This window comes from Hydrogenophaga sp. (assembly GCF_026125785.1).
Taxonomy (GTDB): domain Bacteria; phylum Pseudomonadota; class Gammaproteobacteria; order Burkholderiales; family Burkholderiaceae_C; genus Hydrogenophaga.
Genome location: NZ_JAHCKL010000020.1, coordinates 55,220 through 70,675, shown reverse-complemented (window position 1 = coordinate 70,675; position 15,456 = coordinate 55,220). Strand labels below are relative to the sequence as shown.

Genomic DNA, 15,456 nt, shown 5'->3' with positions numbered 1-15,456 from the left:
CTCAACAGCCAGCGTGCCAAGTCGACCGACCTGGCGGCCGGCACCGAGCATCTCACCATTGTTTGACCCCCCCCCCCCCCGCGCGGCCCCGGCGGCGCGGCGCCCCACCGGGGCCCATGCCTGCGGACTGACACAGCCAGAGCCGCGGCATTTCTTTTTGGAGACCTTTTCGATGAGCAGCATGGCTGAACGCCCCTACGAATCCGTTCCATCTCACCGTGTCGCCTTTATCGGCCTGGGTGTCATGGGTTATCCGATGGCCGGGCATCTGGCCCGCGCCGGTCACTCGGTGACGGTCTACAACCGCACGCCCGCCAAGGCGGAGGCCTGGGTGGCCGAGTTCGGCGGCGCCCACAGAGCCACGCCGCGCGAGGCCGCGCAGGGAGCGGACATCGTGTTCGCCTGCGTCGGCAACGACGACGACCTGCGCTCGGTCACGCTGGGCGCCGACGGCGCTTTCGCCGGCATGGCGCCCAAGACGGTGTTCGTGGACCACACCACCGCCTCGGCCGACGTGGCGCGCGAGTTGCACGGTGCCGGCAAGGCGCTGGGTATTTCGTTCGTGGATGCCCCGGTGTCGGGCGGCCAGGCCGGCGCACAGAACGGCGCCCTCACCGTGATGTGCGGTGGCGATGCCGCTGCGTTCGCCACCGCCAAGCCCGTGGCCATGGCGTTCTCGCGTGCCTTCACCCACATGGGCGACAGCGGCGCCGGCCAGCTCACCAAGATGGTCAATCAGATCTGCATCGCCGGACTGGTGCAGGGCTTGTCCGAGGCCATCGCCTTCGGTCAGAAGGCAGGCCTGGACATGAACCAGGTGCTCGACGTGATCGGCAAGGGAGCGGCGCAAAGCTGGCAACTCGACAACCGCGGCAAGACCATGGTGGCCGGCAAGTTCGACTTCGGCTTCGCCGTGGACTGGATGCGCAAGGACCTCGGCCTGGTGCTCGACGAGGCCAAGCGCAACGGGGCTCGCCTGCCGGTCACCGCATTGGTGGACCAGTTCTACGCCGACCTGCAAGCCATGGGCGGCAACCGGCTGGACACCTCCAGCCTGATCAAGCGGCTGAAGTAGCCGCGCCCGCCCGTTACTTCGCGGGCGACTTGGGGGCCTCGTTGGCCGCAGGCTTGGGCTGCAGGTTGGCGAGTTCGGCCTCGGTGAGGATCTCGAACGAACGGATCACGCGCTGCACACCGGAGGTGTAGCGGGCGATTTCTGTCGCCCGGTCGGCTTCGCGCTGGGTCACGCGCCCCATGAGGTACACGGTGCCCCGCTCGGTCACGACCTTGAAGGCGCTGGCCGACAGGTCCTTGGCATCGACCAGGCTGGCCTTGACGCGCCCGGTGATCAGCGTGTCGGAGGCGCGTTCCTTCAGCGAAGGGCTGCTGGTCACGCCGAGTTCGTTGATGACCTCGGCGACGTTGTCGACCTGGGCCACCACCTGGCCCACCTGCGTCTTGACCGCTTCGCTCGCGGCCTCGCCGGTCAACAGCACGCGGCGGTTGTAGCTGGTCACCGCCACCCGGGCACGGCCCTCGGGAACGGCATCGCGCAGGCGGTTGGCCGCACGCAGCTCGATGCTCTGGTCATCGAGCTGCGCTCCCGAGGTGCGGCGGTCCACCACGACGAGCGCGCTGGTGACCGCGCCCCCGACCACGAGCGGCGCGCAGGCCGACAGCGCACCGCCCAGGGCGGCAATGGCCAGACCGGTGCTCAGCAGGCGTTGGGTTCGAGTCAGCTTCTTCATGAGGAACTCTCCTGATGTGAAAACGAGGCGTCGGGCAGGCCCAGGAGCTGGGCGTCCACACCGTCGCAGATGCAGTGCAGCACCAGGTGGTGCACTTCGAGAATGCGGGCAGGCAGATCGTGCGGCACGCACAGATGCACGTCGGTATCGCGCAACCGCTGCGCCAGTTGGCCACCGCGCGCGCCGGTGAGCGCCACCACGGTCATCTCGCGCTCGTGCGCCGCCTCCACGGCAGCCAGCACATTGGCCGAGTTGCCGCTGGTGGACAGCGCCAGCAGCACGTCACCGGCCTGGCCGAGGGCACGCACCTGGCGCGCGAACACCGAACGGGCATCGAAATCGGTGGCGATGCCGGTGAGCACCGCCGCGTCCGACGACAGCGAAAGGGCCGCGAGTTCCGGACGCTCGCGGTCGTAGCGACCGACGAAACTGGCCGCGAAATGCTGGGCGGCGGCGCCCGAAGCGCCATTGCCGCAAGCCAGCACCTTGCCACCCCCCGTGACACTGGTCAGCACGGCACCCACGGCCGCTTCCACCAGCGGTGCCAGCGACGGCGCGCACTGGTACTTCAGGTCGGCGCTGTCGATGAACTGTTGCTGAATGCGTTGCAAGAGCATGGGGCGATCATAGCGGCGAGGGATGTATCAAATTGCGGCCGATGCATCGAAAGCCGCGCGCAGCCAATCGATGCGGCCGTCTTCCAGAAGCACAACATCGAAACGGCATGGCGGTTCTGAGCCCAGCCGCAGCAAAAAGTGCCGCGCCGCGAACACGATGCGCCGCTGTTTCACCCCTGTGATGCTCGCGCCGGCGCCCCCTTGGCGCGCACTGGCGCGGCGGCGCACCTCGACGAAGACCAGCGTGCCGTCGCGCTCGCGCATAATCAGATCGACTTCGCCGCCCCCACGCCCCGGTGTGCGGAAATTGCGCTGCACCAGCACCAGCCCCTGGCGCTGCAGATAGGCCAGGGCCGCATCCTCGGCGGCATCGCCCAGGGCCTTGGTGGTGGCATGGGCAGGCCGCGCGGGCGGTGCCCCTTTTTGGAAACTCCACATTGTCGGCAAGCACTCCATCCCTGTTGCAGGCCGCCCACGAGGCGGCGGCGCACCAGCATTATCCGCAGGGCGCGCTCTACATGGTCGCCACGCCGATCGGCAACCTGGCCGACATCGGCCTGCGGGCCCTGCAGGTGCTCTCGCTGGTGGACACCGTGGCCTGCGAAGACACCCGCCACACCGCCGCTCTGCTGCAAGGCTATGGCCTGCACAAGCCGCTGCTGGCCTTGCACGAGCACAACGAGGCGCAGGCCGCGCAGACGGTGCTCCAGCGCCTGCGCGAGGGTCTGCGCGTGGCCTACGTGAGCGATGCCGGCACCCCCGGCGTAAGCGACCCCGGTGCGCGGCTGGTGGCTGCCGTGCAGGCCGCCGGCCTGCGCAGCGTGCCCGTGCCAGGCGCCAGCAGCATCACCGCGCTGCTCAGCGTGGCCGGCCACAGCGGCTGGGACGGCCGTTTCGTGTTTGCCGGTTTTCTCTCACCCAAGGCCGCCGAACGGCAGCGCGAGGTGCGCGCGATCGCCGAGGACGCGCGCGCCTGTGTGCTGCTGGAGGCACCCCACCGCATCGAAGCCCTGGCGCGCGACCTGGCCGAACTCGGCGTACGCGGCCTGACCGTTGGCCGCGAGCTCACCAAACAGTTCGAAGAGGTGACTTGCCTGGCGGCGGCCGACTTCACCACCTGGCTGCAAGGTGGAGCGCACCGCACGCGCGGGGAGTTCGTGCTCATGGTACACCCGCTCGATCGCGCGGCCGGCGCGGACGGCGAGCCCGATGCGGCCAGTCTGCGCACACTGGACCTGCTGCTGGCCGAATTGCCGCTCAAGACGGCCGTGCGGCTGTGCGCCGACATCACCGGCCAGCCGCGCAATGCCCTCTACCAGGCTGCGCTGGCGCGCCGCCAGACCCAGGACGGCGACTGAGACCGAACCCTCAGTGCGAAACGCGGGCCATGGTGTCGGGCCCGCCACGGCGCCCCGCCGCATCGCGGCCGGGCTCGGGCACTTCGGTGGCCTGCACATCCACCACGTCGCCCGACGGGCGGCGCGCGCCACCGGTGGGCCACACGTTCTGCGTGTAGCGCTGCGAGGTTTGGCGAAAGCGGCTGAACAGCACCGCCGGTGCGGGCTTGCGGCCGGTCACCAGCGCCCACAGCGACACGCCCAGCACCACCACCAGCGTGGCCAGCAGCAGGCTCAGCAGGAACACCAGAGCCGCCACCCCCAGGGCCAGCTTGAGCACACCGCGCACCAGGCGGCCGAAGAAGTCGAAGATTGTGTTCATGGATGAGAGAGGTTGCGGGCCCGAGGGAGTTCCGCAGCAGAGGGCGCGCCAGGCGCGGAACAGGTCAGTTGGGGGCATTGTCCCCTTTTGCAAGCCGCAGCGCGACATACCCGGCTGCTATGCTCGCGCAAGCCCCGGTGCGCGCCGGACCGACCGCCCTTCCCTCATGGACGCCATGAAACCGATCTACCAGTATTTCTTCCGTGGCCTGCTGGCCTTTCTGCCGGTGGCGCTCACGGTCTACGTGCTGTACCTGTTCGTGGCCTGGCTGGAGTCGGTGGCGCTGTGGCTGGTGCGCCCCATCATTGGCGACTTCTACCTGCCCGGTCTCGGCATCCTGCTGGGCGCGGCCATGATCGTCGGCCTGGGTTTCCTCATCTCACAGCCACCGGCCGCGCGCCTGCTGTCCTGGGTGGAGTTGCCGTTCACCAACCTGCCGGTGGTCAAGAGCATCTACTCCTCGCTCAAGAGCTTTGCCGACTACTTCGCACCCCACAAGAAGGAGGAGGCGCAGCAGCAGGTGGTGGTGCTGCGCGCGCCTGGCAACGAGATGACCATCGTCGGCCTGGTCACGCGGCAGAACATGGCCGGACTGCCGCCCGGACTGGCCGAGCTGGACCACGTGGCGGTGTACCTGCCCATGGGCTACATGATCGGCGGCTACACCGTCTTCGTGCCACGGAGTTGGGTGACGCCGATCGACATGTCGGTGGAGGAAGCCATGCGCGCCTCCCTGCTGGCCTGGATGGCCTCGCCGATGCGCCAGGCCGAGGGCAACACCCCGCCGCCCGCGCCATGAGCATCCGCCACCTCGATGCCCTCTTCTCGCCGGCCTCGGTCGCGGTGCTGGGCGCCTCGCTGAGACCCGCGAGCGTGGGTGGCACGGTCTGGCGCAATCTGCGCGCGGGAGGGTTCAAGGGCCACCTCTACCCGGTGAACCCCAAACACAGCGAACTCGACGGCGTACCGGCATTCGCGCGCGTGTCCGACCTGCCCGAAGCGCCGGACCTCGCCATCCTCTGCACGCCTGCCGCCACCGTGGCCCCGCTCATCGCCGAGCTGGGCACACGCGGCACGCGCGCGGCCATCGTGGTCACCGCCGGCCTGGACGCGGCGCAGAAGCAGGCCATGCTCGATGCCGCGCGGGTCCACACGCTGCGCATCCTCGGTCCCAACTGCATCGGCATGCTGGTGCCGCACCTCGGCCTCAATGCCAGCTTCGCGCACCGCGACGCCGCCGCTGGTGAACTGGCCTTCGTCTCGCAATCCGGCGCGCTGGTCACGGCCATGCTGGACTGGGCCGGTTCGCGCGGCATCGGCTTCTCGCATTTCGTCTCGCTGGGTGAGCGCGCCGACGTCGACTTCGGCGACATGCTCGACTTCCTGGCCAGCGACGCACGCACCCGCGCCATCCTGCTGTACATCGAGAGCATCGAGGAGCCACGCAAGTTCATGTCCGCGGCACGCGCGGCCGCGCGCAACAAGCCGGTGATCGTGGTCAAGGCCGGCCGCTCGGCAGCCGGGCAGCAGGCGGCGGCTTCCCACACCGGCGCGCTGGCCGGCTCCGATGCGGTGTTCGATGCCGCCATCGCCCGCGCGGGCATGCTGCGCGTGGACACCCTGCAGGACCTGTTCCTCGCCGCCGAGACGCTGGCGCGCTTCCACGACAACCGCGCCGACAGCCTGGTGGTGCTCACCAACGGCGGCGGTGCCGGCGTGATGGCGGCCGATGCCGCCGCCGGCATGGGCGTGCCGCTGACCCGGCTGGACGGTGCGCTCAAGGCCCGGCTGGACGCCGTGCTGCCCGCCAACTGGTCGCACGCCAACCCGGTGGACATCATCGGCGACGCACCCGCCGAACGGTATGTGCAGGCGCTGCAAGCCCTCGCTGGCGACGCCGGCAGCGCGGTGCTGTTCATCCACGCCCCCACCGCCATCGTGCCCAGCCTGGACATTGCCCAGGCCCTGCTGCCCCAGGTGCAGGCCAAGCCCCGGCGCGTGCTGGGCTGCTGGCTGGGCGATGCGGCGGTGGCGCAGGCGCGCGCGCTGTTCCGCAGCGTGGGCGTGCCCGACTTCGAAACGCCCGAGGACGCGGTGCGCGCCTTCTCCATGCTGCGCACCTACCGCGCGCACCAGGCCGAACTGCTGCAGACCCCGCCCGCGCACAGCGCCCCGCGCGCGGCGGACCTGCCGCGCATCCGCGCCATCGTCGATGGCGCGCTCGCCAGCGGCCGCGAGTTGTTGACCGAACCCGAGGCCAAGGAACTGCTGGAGGCCGCCGGCCTGCCGGTGGTGGCCACGCGCGTGGTGCCGCCCGACGCCCAGGCCGCGGTGGCCGCGGGTGAGGCGCTGGGTTACCCGGTCGCGCTCAAGATCCTCTCGCACCAGATCAGCCACAAGTCCGACGTGGGCGGCGTGCGACTGAACATCGGCAGCGGCGCGGAGCTGCTGGAAGCCTGTACCTCCATGCTGGCGCGCGTGCGCGAGCAACGGCCCGACGCCGTTCTGCAGGGCTTCACGGTGCAGACCATGGTGCGCAAGCAGCACGCGCACGAACTCATCATCGGCGCGAGTGTGGACCCGGTGTTCGGCCCGGTGGTGCTGTTCGGCCAGGGCGGCGTGGCGGTGGAGGTGCTGAGCGACCGCGCTCTGGCGTTGCCGCCGCTGAACATGCCGCTGGCGCTCGCGCAGATCGCGCGCACCCGTGTCGAACGGCTGCTGCGCGGCTACCGCGACGAACCGGCCGCCGACATCGACGGCATCGCGCAGGTGCTGGTGGCGGTCTCGCAACTGTTGGCCGACGTGCCCGAACTGGCCGAACTCGACATCAATCCCCTGTTGGCCAACCACGAGGGCGCGGTGGCGCTGGATGCGCGCGTGCGCCTGTCGGCCAGCCGCCCGGCCGGCGCGGACCGGTTCGCCATCCGCCCCTACCCGCAGGAACTGGTCGAGACCTGGACCATGCGCGACGGCCAGGGGGTGACGCTGCGCCCCATCCGCCCGGAAGACGAGGCACGGCATCTGGCCTTCCTGGAAAAGCTCGACCCCGAAGATGTGCGCCTGCGCGTGTTCCACAGCCGCCGCAGCATCGAACACAGCGAACTCGCGCGGCTCACCCAGATCGACTACGCGCGCGAGATGGCCTTCGTCGCCACCCGCGTGAACGCGGAGGGCGAAGAGGAGACCCTGGGTGCGGTGCGCGCCGTGGCCGACCCCGACAACGACGTCGCCGAGTTCGGCGTCATCGTGCGCACCGACCTCAAGGGCAACGGCCTGGGCCGCCGCCTCATGGACAAGATGATCGGCTACCTGCGTGCACGCGGCACACGCCGCCTGGTGGGCTCCGTGCTGCGCGAGAACACTGGCATGCTGGAACTCGCTCGCTCGCTGGGCTTCCAACAGGGCTCCCACCCCAGCGTCGCCCAGGACTTCGAGACCCGGTTCGTCACGCTGGACCTGCAAGCCCCCGCTGCCGGAGCCCCGCCATGAACCGAGCCCTCCCCACCGCCTCGCGCCGCCGAATCCTGATCGCCAGCGCCGCCTCGCTGGCCGCTCCGGCCTGGCTGTCACCGGCACGGGCCCAGGCGCGCGCCCTGCGCCCCACGCCCAGCCAGACCGAAGGCCCGTTCTACCCAGTCACCCTACCCGCCGACAGCGACGCCGACCTGCTGCGCAACGGCAACGCCGTCTACGCCAAGGGTCAGCCCAGTTGGGTGGACGGCACCGTCACCGACACCTCGGGCGTTCCCGTGGCCGGTGCCGTGGTCGAGATCTGGCAGTGCGACGAAGCCGGCCACTACCACCACCCAGGCGACGGCAACCGCGCCGACCCGGCCTTCCAGGGTTTTGGCCGCGTCACCGTGGGACGCGACGGACGCTACCGCTTCCGCACCCTCAGGCCCGTGCCCTACAGCGGCCGCACGCCGCACATCCACGTCAAGGTCCGGCTCGACCGCAGGGAGTTGCTCACCACCCAGCTCTATGTGGCGGGCGACCCAGGCAATGAACGCGACTTCCTCTGGCGGCGGCTGACCGATGAAGGCCGCGCCGCGCTGACCGTGCCCTTCACACCGGGCAGCGACGGCCTGCGCGCGCACTTCCCCATCACGGTCCAGGCCTGAGGTGAGCGTGCCTTGGACTCTCTGACCCAGATCGCGCTGGGCGCAGCCGTGAGCGTGGCCGTGATGGGCCGGCGCACCGCGGTCTGGAAAGCCGCGCTGTGGGGCGCGGTGGCCGGCACGCTGCCGGACCTGGACGCCTTCATCGACCACGGCGACGCGATCCTGAACATGACGCGCCACCGCGCCGAAAGCCACGCGCCCCTGGTGCTCACGCTGGCCGCGCCGGTGCTGGCCTGGCTGGTCTCGCGCCTGCCGGGCGAGTCTGGCCACTTCCGCCGCTGGTGGCTGGCCCTCTGGCTGGCCCTGGTCACGCACCCGCTGCTCGATGCGATGACGGTCTACGGCACCCAGTTGCTGCAGCCCTTCACCGACCACCCCTTCGGCGTGGGCAGCATCTTCATCATCGATCCGCTCTACACCTTGCCGCTGATCGCGGGCGTGGTGGCCGCGCTGCGGCTCAAGAACGCGCGCGGCTTCGCCTGGAACCGTGCCGGCCTCGCGCTGAGCACGCTCTACCTCGGCTGGAGCGTGCTGGCGCAACAGCACGTGACACAGGTGGCGCGCGAAGCGCTGCAGGCCGAGGGCGTGCAGGCCCAAGGCCTGCTGGTCACGCCCGCACCCTTCAGCACGGTGCTCTGGCGCCTGGTGGCCACCACGCCCACGCACTACCGCGAGGGCCACTACTCACTGCTGGACAAGGACCGCCGCATCGAGTGGACCGAGCACGAGCGTGGGGCAGACCTGATCGCCCGACACGGCGGCGACGCGAACCTCGCGCGCATGGCCACCTTCACCCATGGCTTCTACAGCGTGACGTCCGGCGACGGGCATCTCTACGTGACCGACCTGCGCATGGGCCAGGAGCCCACCTACACCTTCCGCTTCGACCTCGGCACGGACGAAGCGCGCGCCAGCGGCGGGCACCGGCCCACGCTGGCCGGCTCACGGCCCGACTTGGGCACCGCCCTGCCCTGGCTGTGGATGCGCCTGCGCGGCGAACGCCTGCCGTCCCTGGCCTCGCCGGTGAAGGCAGCGGCGCCCTGAGGTGCGGGCGCTCAGGTCATCAGCAGCGCCACGGCAATGATGACCACGCCGATGCACAGGTTGGCGAACACCCAGGCGCGGATGCTGGCCATGGCCGCGCCGCCAGCGGGCCAGTCGCCGGCTTCCACCGCGCGGTTCAGGCGCTTGAACAGCGCGAAGCGGATGTGGCCGAAGATCAGGATCATGACGATGCCCAGCGTGGCCATGATGGTCCAGTCCAGCGGCATGTTGAAGCCCAGCCCGGCGCGCACCGTTTCCTTGGCCGCGCGGCCGATCATCCAAAGTCCGGTGCCCAGCGTGATCATCGACGCCCACAGCACCAGGGCAAAAAAGCGGCGCATCACGTCGCGCAGCAGCCGCAGGCGCACCGGCGGCTCCAGCGGCTGCACGGAGGGGCGCAGGCAAAAATGCGCAAACGCCATGCCACCCACCCACAGGACGATGGCAAGGATGTGGACGAGCTTGAGGGCGGCGTAGATCATGGGGCGGTTCTTTCCGTGGGTGGGGTGCGAGCGGAGACGTCACACGTCGCTGAGCGCGCCGTCGGCGCGGCGCTGCTGCAGCCGGTAGGGCGGCAGGCCTTTGAGCATGCGCCTTCCATAGGACTGGCGCAACAGCCGGGCATCGTAGCAAACGACCACCGCCTCGTCGGTTTCGCTGCGCAATGCCCTTCCGGTCCACTGCAGCAGGCGCGCCCCGGTGGCCGGCACCACGAGTTCGCTGAACGGGTCGCGACCCTGGCTCTTGAGCCAGTCCGCGCGTGCCTGGCCCACCGGGTCGCTGGGCGAGGCGAACGGCAGCTTGGTGATGAACACCCATTCGCACAGCTCGCCCGGCAGGTCCAGCCCTTCGCCGAACGACTGCAGGCCGAACAGGATGGAGGGCTCGCCGTCGGCCACGCGCTGCGCGTGGCGGCGCAGCAGCAGGGTGCGTGAGGCGTCGCCCTGCACCAGTACCTGCTCGCGCAGCGCCGCGTGCTCGCCGCGCTCCAGCAGCGCCTGGGCCTGGCGCATCTGCGCTCGCGAGGTGAACAGCACCAGCGCGCCGCGTTTCACCTCGCGCAGGTCGGCCATCAGCGCGGCGAGCATTTCGCGCGTGTAACCGTCCACATCCTTGGGGTCGGCCGCTGTCTGCACCACCACCAGCCGGCCCTGCTTTGCGTGGTCGAACGGGCTCTGCACCTCGCGCACCACCACCGCGTCGTCCCAGGCCAGACCGGACTCGTGCAGGAAGTGCTCGAAGGTGCCGCAGGTCGTGAGCGAGGCCGAGGTGACCACCGCCGCGCGCACCTGGCTCCACAGGTGGGTGCGCAGCAGGCTGCCGGGCTGCAGCGGGCAGGCGTGCGCGGTCAGCGCCACCAGGCCGCTCTGCACACTGGCCTCCAGCCATTTGGCCAGCGGCGGCTGGCCCGCATCGGCCTGCTGGCGCCACAGCGCGGCGGTCTCCTGGGTGCTTTGCAGGCGCGGCGCGAACACGCCCAGGCGGCTGTAGAGCGTGGCGCAGCGCGCCGCGTCGCCCGGGTTCTCGCGCGCGTTCGCCTTGAGCTGGGTGGCCAGGGTCTCGAACACCTTGAGCAGGCCGCTGGCGTGGGCATGCAGCGCCTCCACGGTCTCCTGCCACCCCTCGGGCAGTACGCCGCCTTCGAAGCGCTCGACCACCGGCACGCCGGTCGCCCGTTCTGGCTGCGCCTTCCGGAAGCCGGCCGTGCGGCCGGTGAGCTCCAGCCAGGCCGGCAGTGCGCCGATGCGCTGCATGGCCAGGCGCGCCAGGTCGGCCTGCGCGGCCTTGAGGTCGCGCGCCAGCGTGGCCACGTCCACCGTGGGCGTGTGCGCCAGCGCCGTGGCCACTTCGTCCACCGCGCGCGGCAGCTTGTCCAGCCACTGGCCGCGCATCAGGTCCATGGACGCGGTGAACTGCCCCTGCGCCACCGAACCGAGGTGGTGCGCCTCGTCGAACACCACGTAGCAGTCCTGCGGCGCGGGCAAGGCATGCAGGCCCAGCGTGGCCAGCAGCAGGTCGTGGTTGACCACGATGACCTGCGCCTGCGCCAGCCGCGCACGCGCCCGGTAGTAGCTGCAGCTCTGGTAGCTGGGGCAGTGGCGCGCGGTACAAGTGTGGCGCTCGGCGGCCACCGGGCCCCAGAGCGCGCCGTCGGGCGGGTCGTCCAGGCGGTCGCGGTCACCGTCCCAGGTGCCGCCGTCCAGCGCGTCGGCCCAGGCGGTATAGATCTTGCCGCGCTCCAGCCAGCGCGCGGCGGCGGCATCGCCGGCGGCGGGCTGTGCGTCGTCGTGCTCGAACAGGTCCGCGCTGGCCGCGTCACCGCCGCTGAGCTGGTCCAGCTTGAGGCGGCACACATAGCGCCCGCGCCCCTTGGCCAGCGCGAAGCTGAAGGACTCGGGCAGCGCAGCCGCCAGCGCTGGCAGGTCCTTGGCGATGAGCTGCTCCTGCAGCGCCACGGTGGCGGTGCTGATGATCACGCGCTTCTGCGCCGCCAGCGCCAGCGGAATCACCGTGGATGCGTACGCCGCGGACTTGCCCACGCCGGTGCCGGCCTGCACCACCGCGATGCCGCGCTCGGGCAGGCCCGCATCGCCACTCACCGCACCGTCGCCCAGCCGGGCGCCGGCCAGTGTGTGGGCGATGTGCGCGGCCATTTCGCGCTGGCCCGGCCGCGCGCGGTAGCCCGGCGCGCGCGCCACCATGTGGTCGAACGCGGCCAACGCGAGCGCCTCGCGCGCGAGTGCGCCCTCCAGGGTCTGGCTGGCTGGCGCTTCGGCGCCCGTATCGGACAGGGGAACAGCGGACATGGATCACAGACAAGGCAAACCGGAATTGTCACCGACGGTGCCAGACCGACCCGTCCATGGTGGAATCGGGGCTCCCTCAGGAGAATGCATGCCCGCCAGCCCGAAGAACGCCGCCCGCAAGAACCCGACGCGCCGCCCCCCGCACCAGATCGATCTGGCCCTGCAAGGCGGCGGCTCGCACGGGGCCTTCACTTGGGGCGTGCTCGACCGGCTGCTGGAAGACGACACGCTGGAGATCGCCGCCATCAGCGGCACCAGCGCTGGCGCCATGAACGCGGTGGCCCTGGCCGCCGGCCTCATGGACGGCGGGCGCGAAGGAGCGCGGCGCGTGCTGCGCCAGTTCTGGACGCGCGTGGCCGAACTCTCGCCCTTCCACCACATCCGCACCAGCCCGCTGGGCACGCTGCTCGCGCCGGCCAGCGACTGGCTGGCCCCCTGGGTCAAGCCCTGGACCGACCCCCTGAAACACGCCAGCGACGCGATCGGCCTGCAGATATCGCCCTACCAGCTCAACCCGCTCAACCTGAACCCGCTGCGCGACATCCTGGAAGAGACGGTGGATTTTCAACGCGTCTGCGGCTGCCACAAGATGAAGGTGTTCGTCGCGGCAACCCACGTGCGCACCGGTGCGCTGCGCATCTTTGGCCAGCACGAACTCACCGCGGACATGGTGCTCGCCTCGGCCTGCCTGCCGCTGTTGTTCCAGGCGGTGGAGATCGACGGCGAGGCGTACTGGGACGGCGGCTACGCCGGCAACCCTTCGCTGCTGCCGCTGGTGAGCGAGACGCGCACCGACGACCTTCTGCTGGTGCAGATCAACCCCATGCAGCGCGAGAGCGTGCCCACGCGCGCGGGCGACATTCTCGACCGCATCAATGAAGTCACCTTCAACGCCAGCTTGCTCAAGGAGCTGCGCACCCTGGCGCTGATGAAGCAGATGGTGGGCGACAAGCCCCGCGCAGGCACACCCGCCATGCTGCGGCGCATACAGCAACTGCGCGTGCACCTTATCGATGGCGGGACCCCACTGTCCTCGCTGGGCGCGGGCAGCAAGACCGAGACGCAGTGGTCTTTCCTCTCGCAACTGCACCTGATGGGCCGCGAAGCCGCCACGCAGTGGCTGCGCCGCCACCGGCGGGACCTGGGCGAACGCAGCAGCTTCGACCTCGGCGGTGTGCTGGACCCGGAGCAGGCGCTATAGCGGGCGCTGCAAGGCGCGTATCTCGGCCACCTGGGCTGGCGCCACGCCGGCCTCGGCGGCGAACACGGGCCACTGCGCCACGGCATCCCGCACCTGCTTCAGCACGCTGTCGGCCGTGCCCACGCCAAAACGCCGGGCCTCCATCAGGAGGTCATCGCGGGTGATGTCCTTGAACTTGCCGTTGACCGACATCAGGTGCTGGTGCGTCCACTCGCCATCCGGGTTGTGCGCGAAGGTCACGTCGTACGCGGGCGCGAGTTCCCATGACTTTCCCTGCCGCAGGCGCATGGAGAAGTTTTTCGTGTGATCGTCGCAGTTGCGGCCCATGACGTTGAAGGCCATGCGCCTGAAGCTCTCTTCGAGCGCCTCGTAAGGCAACTGCAGCCTGCGCACCGTGTCGAACAGCTGCGCGTACGCATGGGCCGACTTGAGCTTGTAGTCCAGGTGCGCCAGTGCGCACAGCGTCTGCATGTGGTGCCGGGTCGAGCCGCCCTCGCGGTCGAAGCGCCGGGTCATGAAGTGCGCACGGCCACCTTCTTCCAGCAGCCTGCAAGGCATCATGTCCAGGCCCGCCGCCCTGGCCATCAGGTGGTAGGCGTACTCGATCCTTCCGTAGCCCTGGGACACCCCCAGTTCGCGGTCCTTGCCGAGTCCGTCGAACTTGAGCAGCCAGTGCTCGAAGCCGTCGGGCGCATCCAACTGGCCGGAGCGGATGTCCTGCGTCAGCGGGTTCCACGCAATGACCGCCTTGGCCCGGGCTCCGCCGGCGGAAGTGCCCACCTCGATGAGGTTGCGCAGCGCGGAGTGGGCATGGCCGCCGTCGTCGATCGCGCCCTCCACGGCGCGCCGCGCCTGTTCGACCAGGCTGCCGATCTCGATGGCGAACGGCTTCTGGGTGGCCGGCCCGCGCGAAGGCCTGAAACTCATCGCGCCCATGGCGCGCGTACCCATGTACGCCAGGCGGTCCAGCGAGCTCACGGCCTGGGCGGGAATACCTTTGTCGGCCATGTAGGCGTTGATGAGCGCGTTGCCGAAATCGTCCGGCAGCGCGTCGCTCAACAGGGCCGGCAAGCCCTTGTACGTGAGGCGGGACAGATCGGGAAAGATGTAGCTGACACCTGCCCTGGCCGGCATGTGCAAAGGTGACGGCTCTATGCCCAGTCCGGCAAATGCTTCGGTGTAGGCGAACACGTAGTAGCCATAGGCCGGGTCCAGCACCGCCGAACCCATGTGCGTGCCCCACAGATGCACGTCGATCCTCGGCACATGCCGGTAGCGGCTGGTCGCGGGCTGGCGGCGCGTGGCGTTCATGGTCCGGCTCGGCCGCTCGCAGGCTTGTTCATCCGCGCGCGCTGCCGCGGCTCGGCCGCCTGGGTGTAGCTCAGGGGATTGACGGTCGGCATGGGCGCCACTGTGCTCAGCCAGCTCTCGCGCTCCAGCGCCTTGACCACGCTGATCAACGTCTTGAGGCTGGAACCCTTGCCCGCTTCCAGGCGCTTCAGTGCCGTCAGCCCGATGCCCGCCCGCCGGGCCAGGGTGATCTGGTCGATGTTCCTGGCCAACCGCAGGGCGCGCAGTTGCTCACCGAGCAGGGCTTCCAGCTCTTCGGGCGTCTGGGCGGAGGGCAGAACGGTCATATTCAATGGTTGAAATTCCATCTGCTATTGCCCTTCAAGGGCTATAGCGGTTGATTTTCAATCCATTATCTTGGTCATTGTCCTGAAAGTCAATTTTATTAACAGGCGGTTATGCATCCATAAATTGCATTTATGCCAATATTGGACGTAAAAACACCCTTTATCAAAAATTCTATCAAGGCACCTCAGACCTGCACGAACACCCGTGTGCCCTCGATGCGGACCGGGTAGGTGCGCAGGGCCTCGGTGACGGGGTCACAGGCAGGGCGGCCGTCGCGCACGTCGAACTTGCCTTGGTGCAGCGGGCACTCGATCTCATGGCCGTCCAGAAAACCATCGCACAGGCGGGCGTTGCCGTGGGTGCAGAGGTTGTCCGTGGCATAGACCTCGCCATCCACGGTATAGAGGGCAAGCTCTCGGCCGGCCACGGTGAGGCCCATCACGTCGTCGGTGGGCAGGTCGTCGGCTGCGAGGGCGTCGATCCACTGGCTGCTGTCTGTCTGGCTCATGGGTGCTGCTTTCCGGTAGATGTTCTTTAGATACTCTTGAGATGCCTGTAGGT

16 protein-coding genes are annotated in these 15,456 nt (G+C 69.6%); 7 read left to right on the top strand and 9 right to left on the bottom strand.

All coding sequences use genetic code 11. The features are described 5' to 3' along the window. The first annotated feature begins 172 nt into the window (after nucleotides 1-172). Nucleotides 173-1,075, top strand: a complete 903-nt coding sequence (locus tag KIT53_RS16330; RefSeq protein WP_297754679.1) for an NAD(P)-dependent oxidoreductase — start codon at nucleotides 173-175, stop codon at nucleotides 1,073-1,075. Between the two features lie 13 nt (nucleotides 1,076-1,088). Here the strand turns inward: KIT53_RS16330 and KIT53_RS16325 are convergent, their stop codons facing one another. Genes KIT53_RS16325 through KIT53_RS16315 form a run of 3 tightly spaced genes read right to left on the bottom strand, consistent with a single transcriptional unit; the run spans nucleotide 1,089 to nucleotide 2,803 of the window. Beyond that, nucleotides 1,089-1,748: a BON domain-containing protein gene (locus KIT53_RS16325; RefSeq protein ID WP_297754676.1), complete on the bottom strand. Its 660-nt coding sequence runs from the start codon at nucleotides 1,746-1,748 to the stop codon at nucleotides 1,089-1,091. Further along, on the bottom strand, nucleotides 1,745-2,365 hold the full coding sequence (locus tag KIT53_RS16320; protein ID WP_297754673.1) for an SIS domain-containing protein: 621 nt from the start codon (nucleotides 2,363-2,365) through the stop codon (nucleotides 1,745-1,747). Before KIT53_RS16320 ends, KIT53_RS16325 begins: the two co-directional genes overlap by 4 nt. Nucleotides 2,366-2,392: 27 nt before the next feature. After that, entirely contained in the window at nucleotides 2,393-2,803 is a 411-nt protein-coding gene (locus tag KIT53_RS16315) for a YraN family protein (RefSeq protein ID WP_297754670.1), read from the bottom strand. On the opposite strand from KIT53_RS16315, the gene rsmI reads away from it, so the two are divergent. After that, nucleotides 2,803-3,723, top strand: coding sequence for a 16S rRNA (cytidine(1402)-2'-O)-methyltransferase (rsmI, locus tag KIT53_RS16310; RefSeq protein WP_297754667.1), 921 nt, complete (start codon nucleotides 2,803-2,805; stop codon nucleotides 3,721-3,723). The genes KIT53_RS16315 and rsmI overlap by 1 nt on opposite strands. Nucleotides 3,724-3,733: 10 nt before the next feature. Here rsmI and KIT53_RS16305 read toward each other — a convergent pair whose 3' ends face one another. Further along, the gene (locus KIT53_RS16305; RefSeq protein ID WP_297754664.1) at nucleotides 3,734-4,084 is read right to left on the bottom strand and encodes a hypothetical protein; all 351 of its coding nucleotides are present in this window, start codon (nucleotides 4,082-4,084) and stop codon (nucleotides 3,734-3,736) included. A gap of 175 nt (nucleotides 4,085-4,259) precedes the next feature. Between KIT53_RS16305 and KIT53_RS16300 the strand changes: the two genes are divergently transcribed. The 4 genes from KIT53_RS16300 to KIT53_RS16285 are packed head-to-tail and all read left to right on the top strand — an operon-like array spanning nucleotide 4,260 to nucleotide 9,249. Continuing rightward, nucleotides 4,260-4,883, top strand: coding sequence for a DUF502 domain-containing protein (locus KIT53_RS16300; RefSeq protein WP_297754661.1), 624 nt, complete (start codon nucleotides 4,260-4,262; stop codon nucleotides 4,881-4,883). After that, nucleotides 4,880-7,573, top strand: coding sequence for a GNAT family N-acetyltransferase (locus KIT53_RS16295; protein WP_297754658.1), 2,694 nt, complete (start codon nucleotides 4,880-4,882; stop codon nucleotides 7,571-7,573). The genes KIT53_RS16300 and KIT53_RS16295 overlap by 4 nt, the downstream gene beginning before the upstream one ends. Next, nucleotides 7,570-8,205: a protocatechuate 3,4-dioxygenase gene (locus KIT53_RS16290; protein ID WP_297754655.1), complete on the top strand. Its 636-nt coding sequence runs from the start codon at nucleotides 7,570-7,572 to the stop codon at nucleotides 8,203-8,205. The genes KIT53_RS16295 and KIT53_RS16290 overlap by 4 nt, the downstream gene beginning before the upstream one ends. 12 nt (nucleotides 8,206-8,217) lie before the next feature. Continuing rightward, nucleotides 8,218-9,249, top strand: coding sequence for a metal-dependent hydrolase (locus KIT53_RS16285; protein WP_297754652.1), 1,032 nt, complete (start codon nucleotides 8,218-8,220; stop codon nucleotides 9,247-9,249). An 11-nt stretch (nucleotides 9,250-9,260) separates the two neighbouring features. Here KIT53_RS16285 and KIT53_RS16280 read toward each other — a convergent pair whose 3' ends face one another. Together KIT53_RS16280 and dinG are read right to left on the bottom strand one after the other, a co-directional pair. Continuing rightward, complete coding sequence (locus tag KIT53_RS16280; protein WP_297754649.1) at nucleotides 9,261-9,731, bottom strand: CopD family protein; 471 nt, start codon at nucleotides 9,729-9,731, stop codon at nucleotides 9,261-9,263. A 39-nt stretch (nucleotides 9,732-9,770) separates the two neighbouring features. Beyond that, nucleotides 9,771-12,056 (bottom strand): ATP-dependent DNA helicase DinG, encoded by a 2,286-nt coding sequence (gene dinG / locus KIT53_RS16275; protein ID WP_297754646.1) that lies wholly within the window; start codon nucleotides 12,054-12,056, stop codon nucleotides 9,771-9,773. A gap of 88 nt (nucleotides 12,057-12,144) precedes the next feature. Here dinG and KIT53_RS16270 point away from each other — a divergent pair, with 88 nt between their 5' ends. Next, nucleotides 12,145-13,257 (top strand): patatin-like phospholipase family protein, encoded by a 1,113-nt coding sequence (locus KIT53_RS16270; protein WP_297754643.1) that lies wholly within the window; start codon nucleotides 12,145-12,147, stop codon nucleotides 13,255-13,257. Here the strand turns inward: KIT53_RS16270 and KIT53_RS16265 are convergent. The 3 genes from KIT53_RS16265 to KIT53_RS16255 all read right to left on the bottom strand — a co-directional run bounded on the left by KIT53_RS16265 (nucleotide 13,252) and on the right by KIT53_RS16255 (nucleotide 15,403). Beyond that, nucleotides 13,252-14,568: a type II toxin-antitoxin system HipA family toxin gene (locus KIT53_RS16265; protein ID WP_297754639.1), complete on the bottom strand. Its 1,317-nt coding sequence runs from the start codon at nucleotides 14,566-14,568 to the stop codon at nucleotides 13,252-13,254. The genes KIT53_RS16270 and KIT53_RS16265 overlap by 6 nt on opposite strands. Next, entirely contained in the window at nucleotides 14,565-14,894 is a 330-nt protein-coding gene (locus tag KIT53_RS16260) for a helix-turn-helix transcriptional regulator (RefSeq protein ID WP_297754636.1), read from the bottom strand. The genes KIT53_RS16265 and KIT53_RS16260 overlap by 4 nt, the downstream gene beginning before the upstream one ends. Before the next feature lie 185 nt (nucleotides 14,895-15,079). Continuing rightward, complete coding sequence (locus tag KIT53_RS16255; RefSeq protein WP_297754633.1) at nucleotides 15,080-15,403, bottom strand: non-heme iron oxygenase ferredoxin subunit; 324 nt, start codon at nucleotides 15,401-15,403, stop codon at nucleotides 15,080-15,082. Nucleotides 15,404-15,456: the final 53 nt, after the last annotated feature.

What these genes read in the sequence shown, in the direction of transcription:
- KIT53_RS16330 (WP_297754679.1), top strand. Translation starts at nt 173, where the DNA reads ATGAGCAGCATGGCTGAACGCCCCTACGAATCCGTTCCATCTCACCGT.
- KIT53_RS16270 (WP_297754643.1), top strand. Translation starts at nt 12,145, where the DNA reads ATGCCCGCCAGCCCGAAGAACGCCGCCCGCAAGAACCCGACGCGCCGC.
- KIT53_RS16280 (WP_297754649.1), bottom strand. Translation starts at nt 9,731, where the DNA reads ATGATCTACGCCGCCCTCAAGCTCGTCCACATCCTTGCCATCGTCCTG.
- KIT53_RS16325 (WP_297754676.1), bottom strand. Translation starts at nt 1,748, where the DNA reads ATGAAGAAGCTGACTCGAACCCAACGCCTGCTGAGCACCGGTCTGGCC.
- KIT53_RS16305 (WP_297754664.1), bottom strand. Translation starts at nt 4,084, where the DNA reads ATGAACACAATCTTCGACTTCTTCGGCCGCCTGGTGCGCGGTGTGCTC.
- KIT53_RS16265 (WP_297754639.1), bottom strand. Translation starts at nt 14,568, where the DNA reads ATGAACGCCACGCGCCGCCAGCCCGCGACCAGCCGCTACCGGCATGTG.
- dinG (WP_297754646.1), bottom strand. Translation starts at nt 12,056, where the DNA reads ATGTCCGCTGTTCCCCTGTCCGATACGGGCGCCGAAGCGCCAGCCAGC.
- KIT53_RS16255 (WP_297754633.1), bottom strand. Translation starts at nt 15,403, where the DNA reads ATGAGCCAGACAGACAGCAGCCAGTGGATCGACGCCCTCGCAGCCGAC.
- KIT53_RS16295 (WP_297754658.1), top strand. Translation starts at nt 4,880, where the DNA reads ATGAGCATCCGCCACCTCGATGCCCTCTTCTCGCCGGCCTCGGTCGCG.
- KIT53_RS16300 (WP_297754661.1), top strand. Translation starts at nt 4,260, where the DNA reads ATGAAACCGATCTACCAGTATTTCTTCCGTGGCCTGCTGGCCTTTCTG.
- KIT53_RS16320 (WP_297754673.1), bottom strand. Translation starts at nt 2,365, where the DNA reads ATGCTCTTGCAACGCATTCAGCAACAGTTCATCGACAGCGCCGACCTG.
- KIT53_RS16290 (WP_297754655.1), top strand. Translation starts at nt 7,570, where the DNA reads ATGAACCGAGCCCTCCCCACCGCCTCGCGCCGCCGAATCCTGATCGCC.
- KIT53_RS16260 (WP_297754636.1), bottom strand. Translation starts at nt 14,894, where the DNA reads ATGACCGTTCTGCCCTCCGCCCAGACGCCCGAAGAGCTGGAAGCCCTG.
- KIT53_RS16315 (WP_297754670.1), bottom strand. Translation starts at nt 2,803, where the DNA reads ATGTGGAGTTTCCAAAAAGGGGCACCGCCCGCGCGGCCTGCCCATGCC.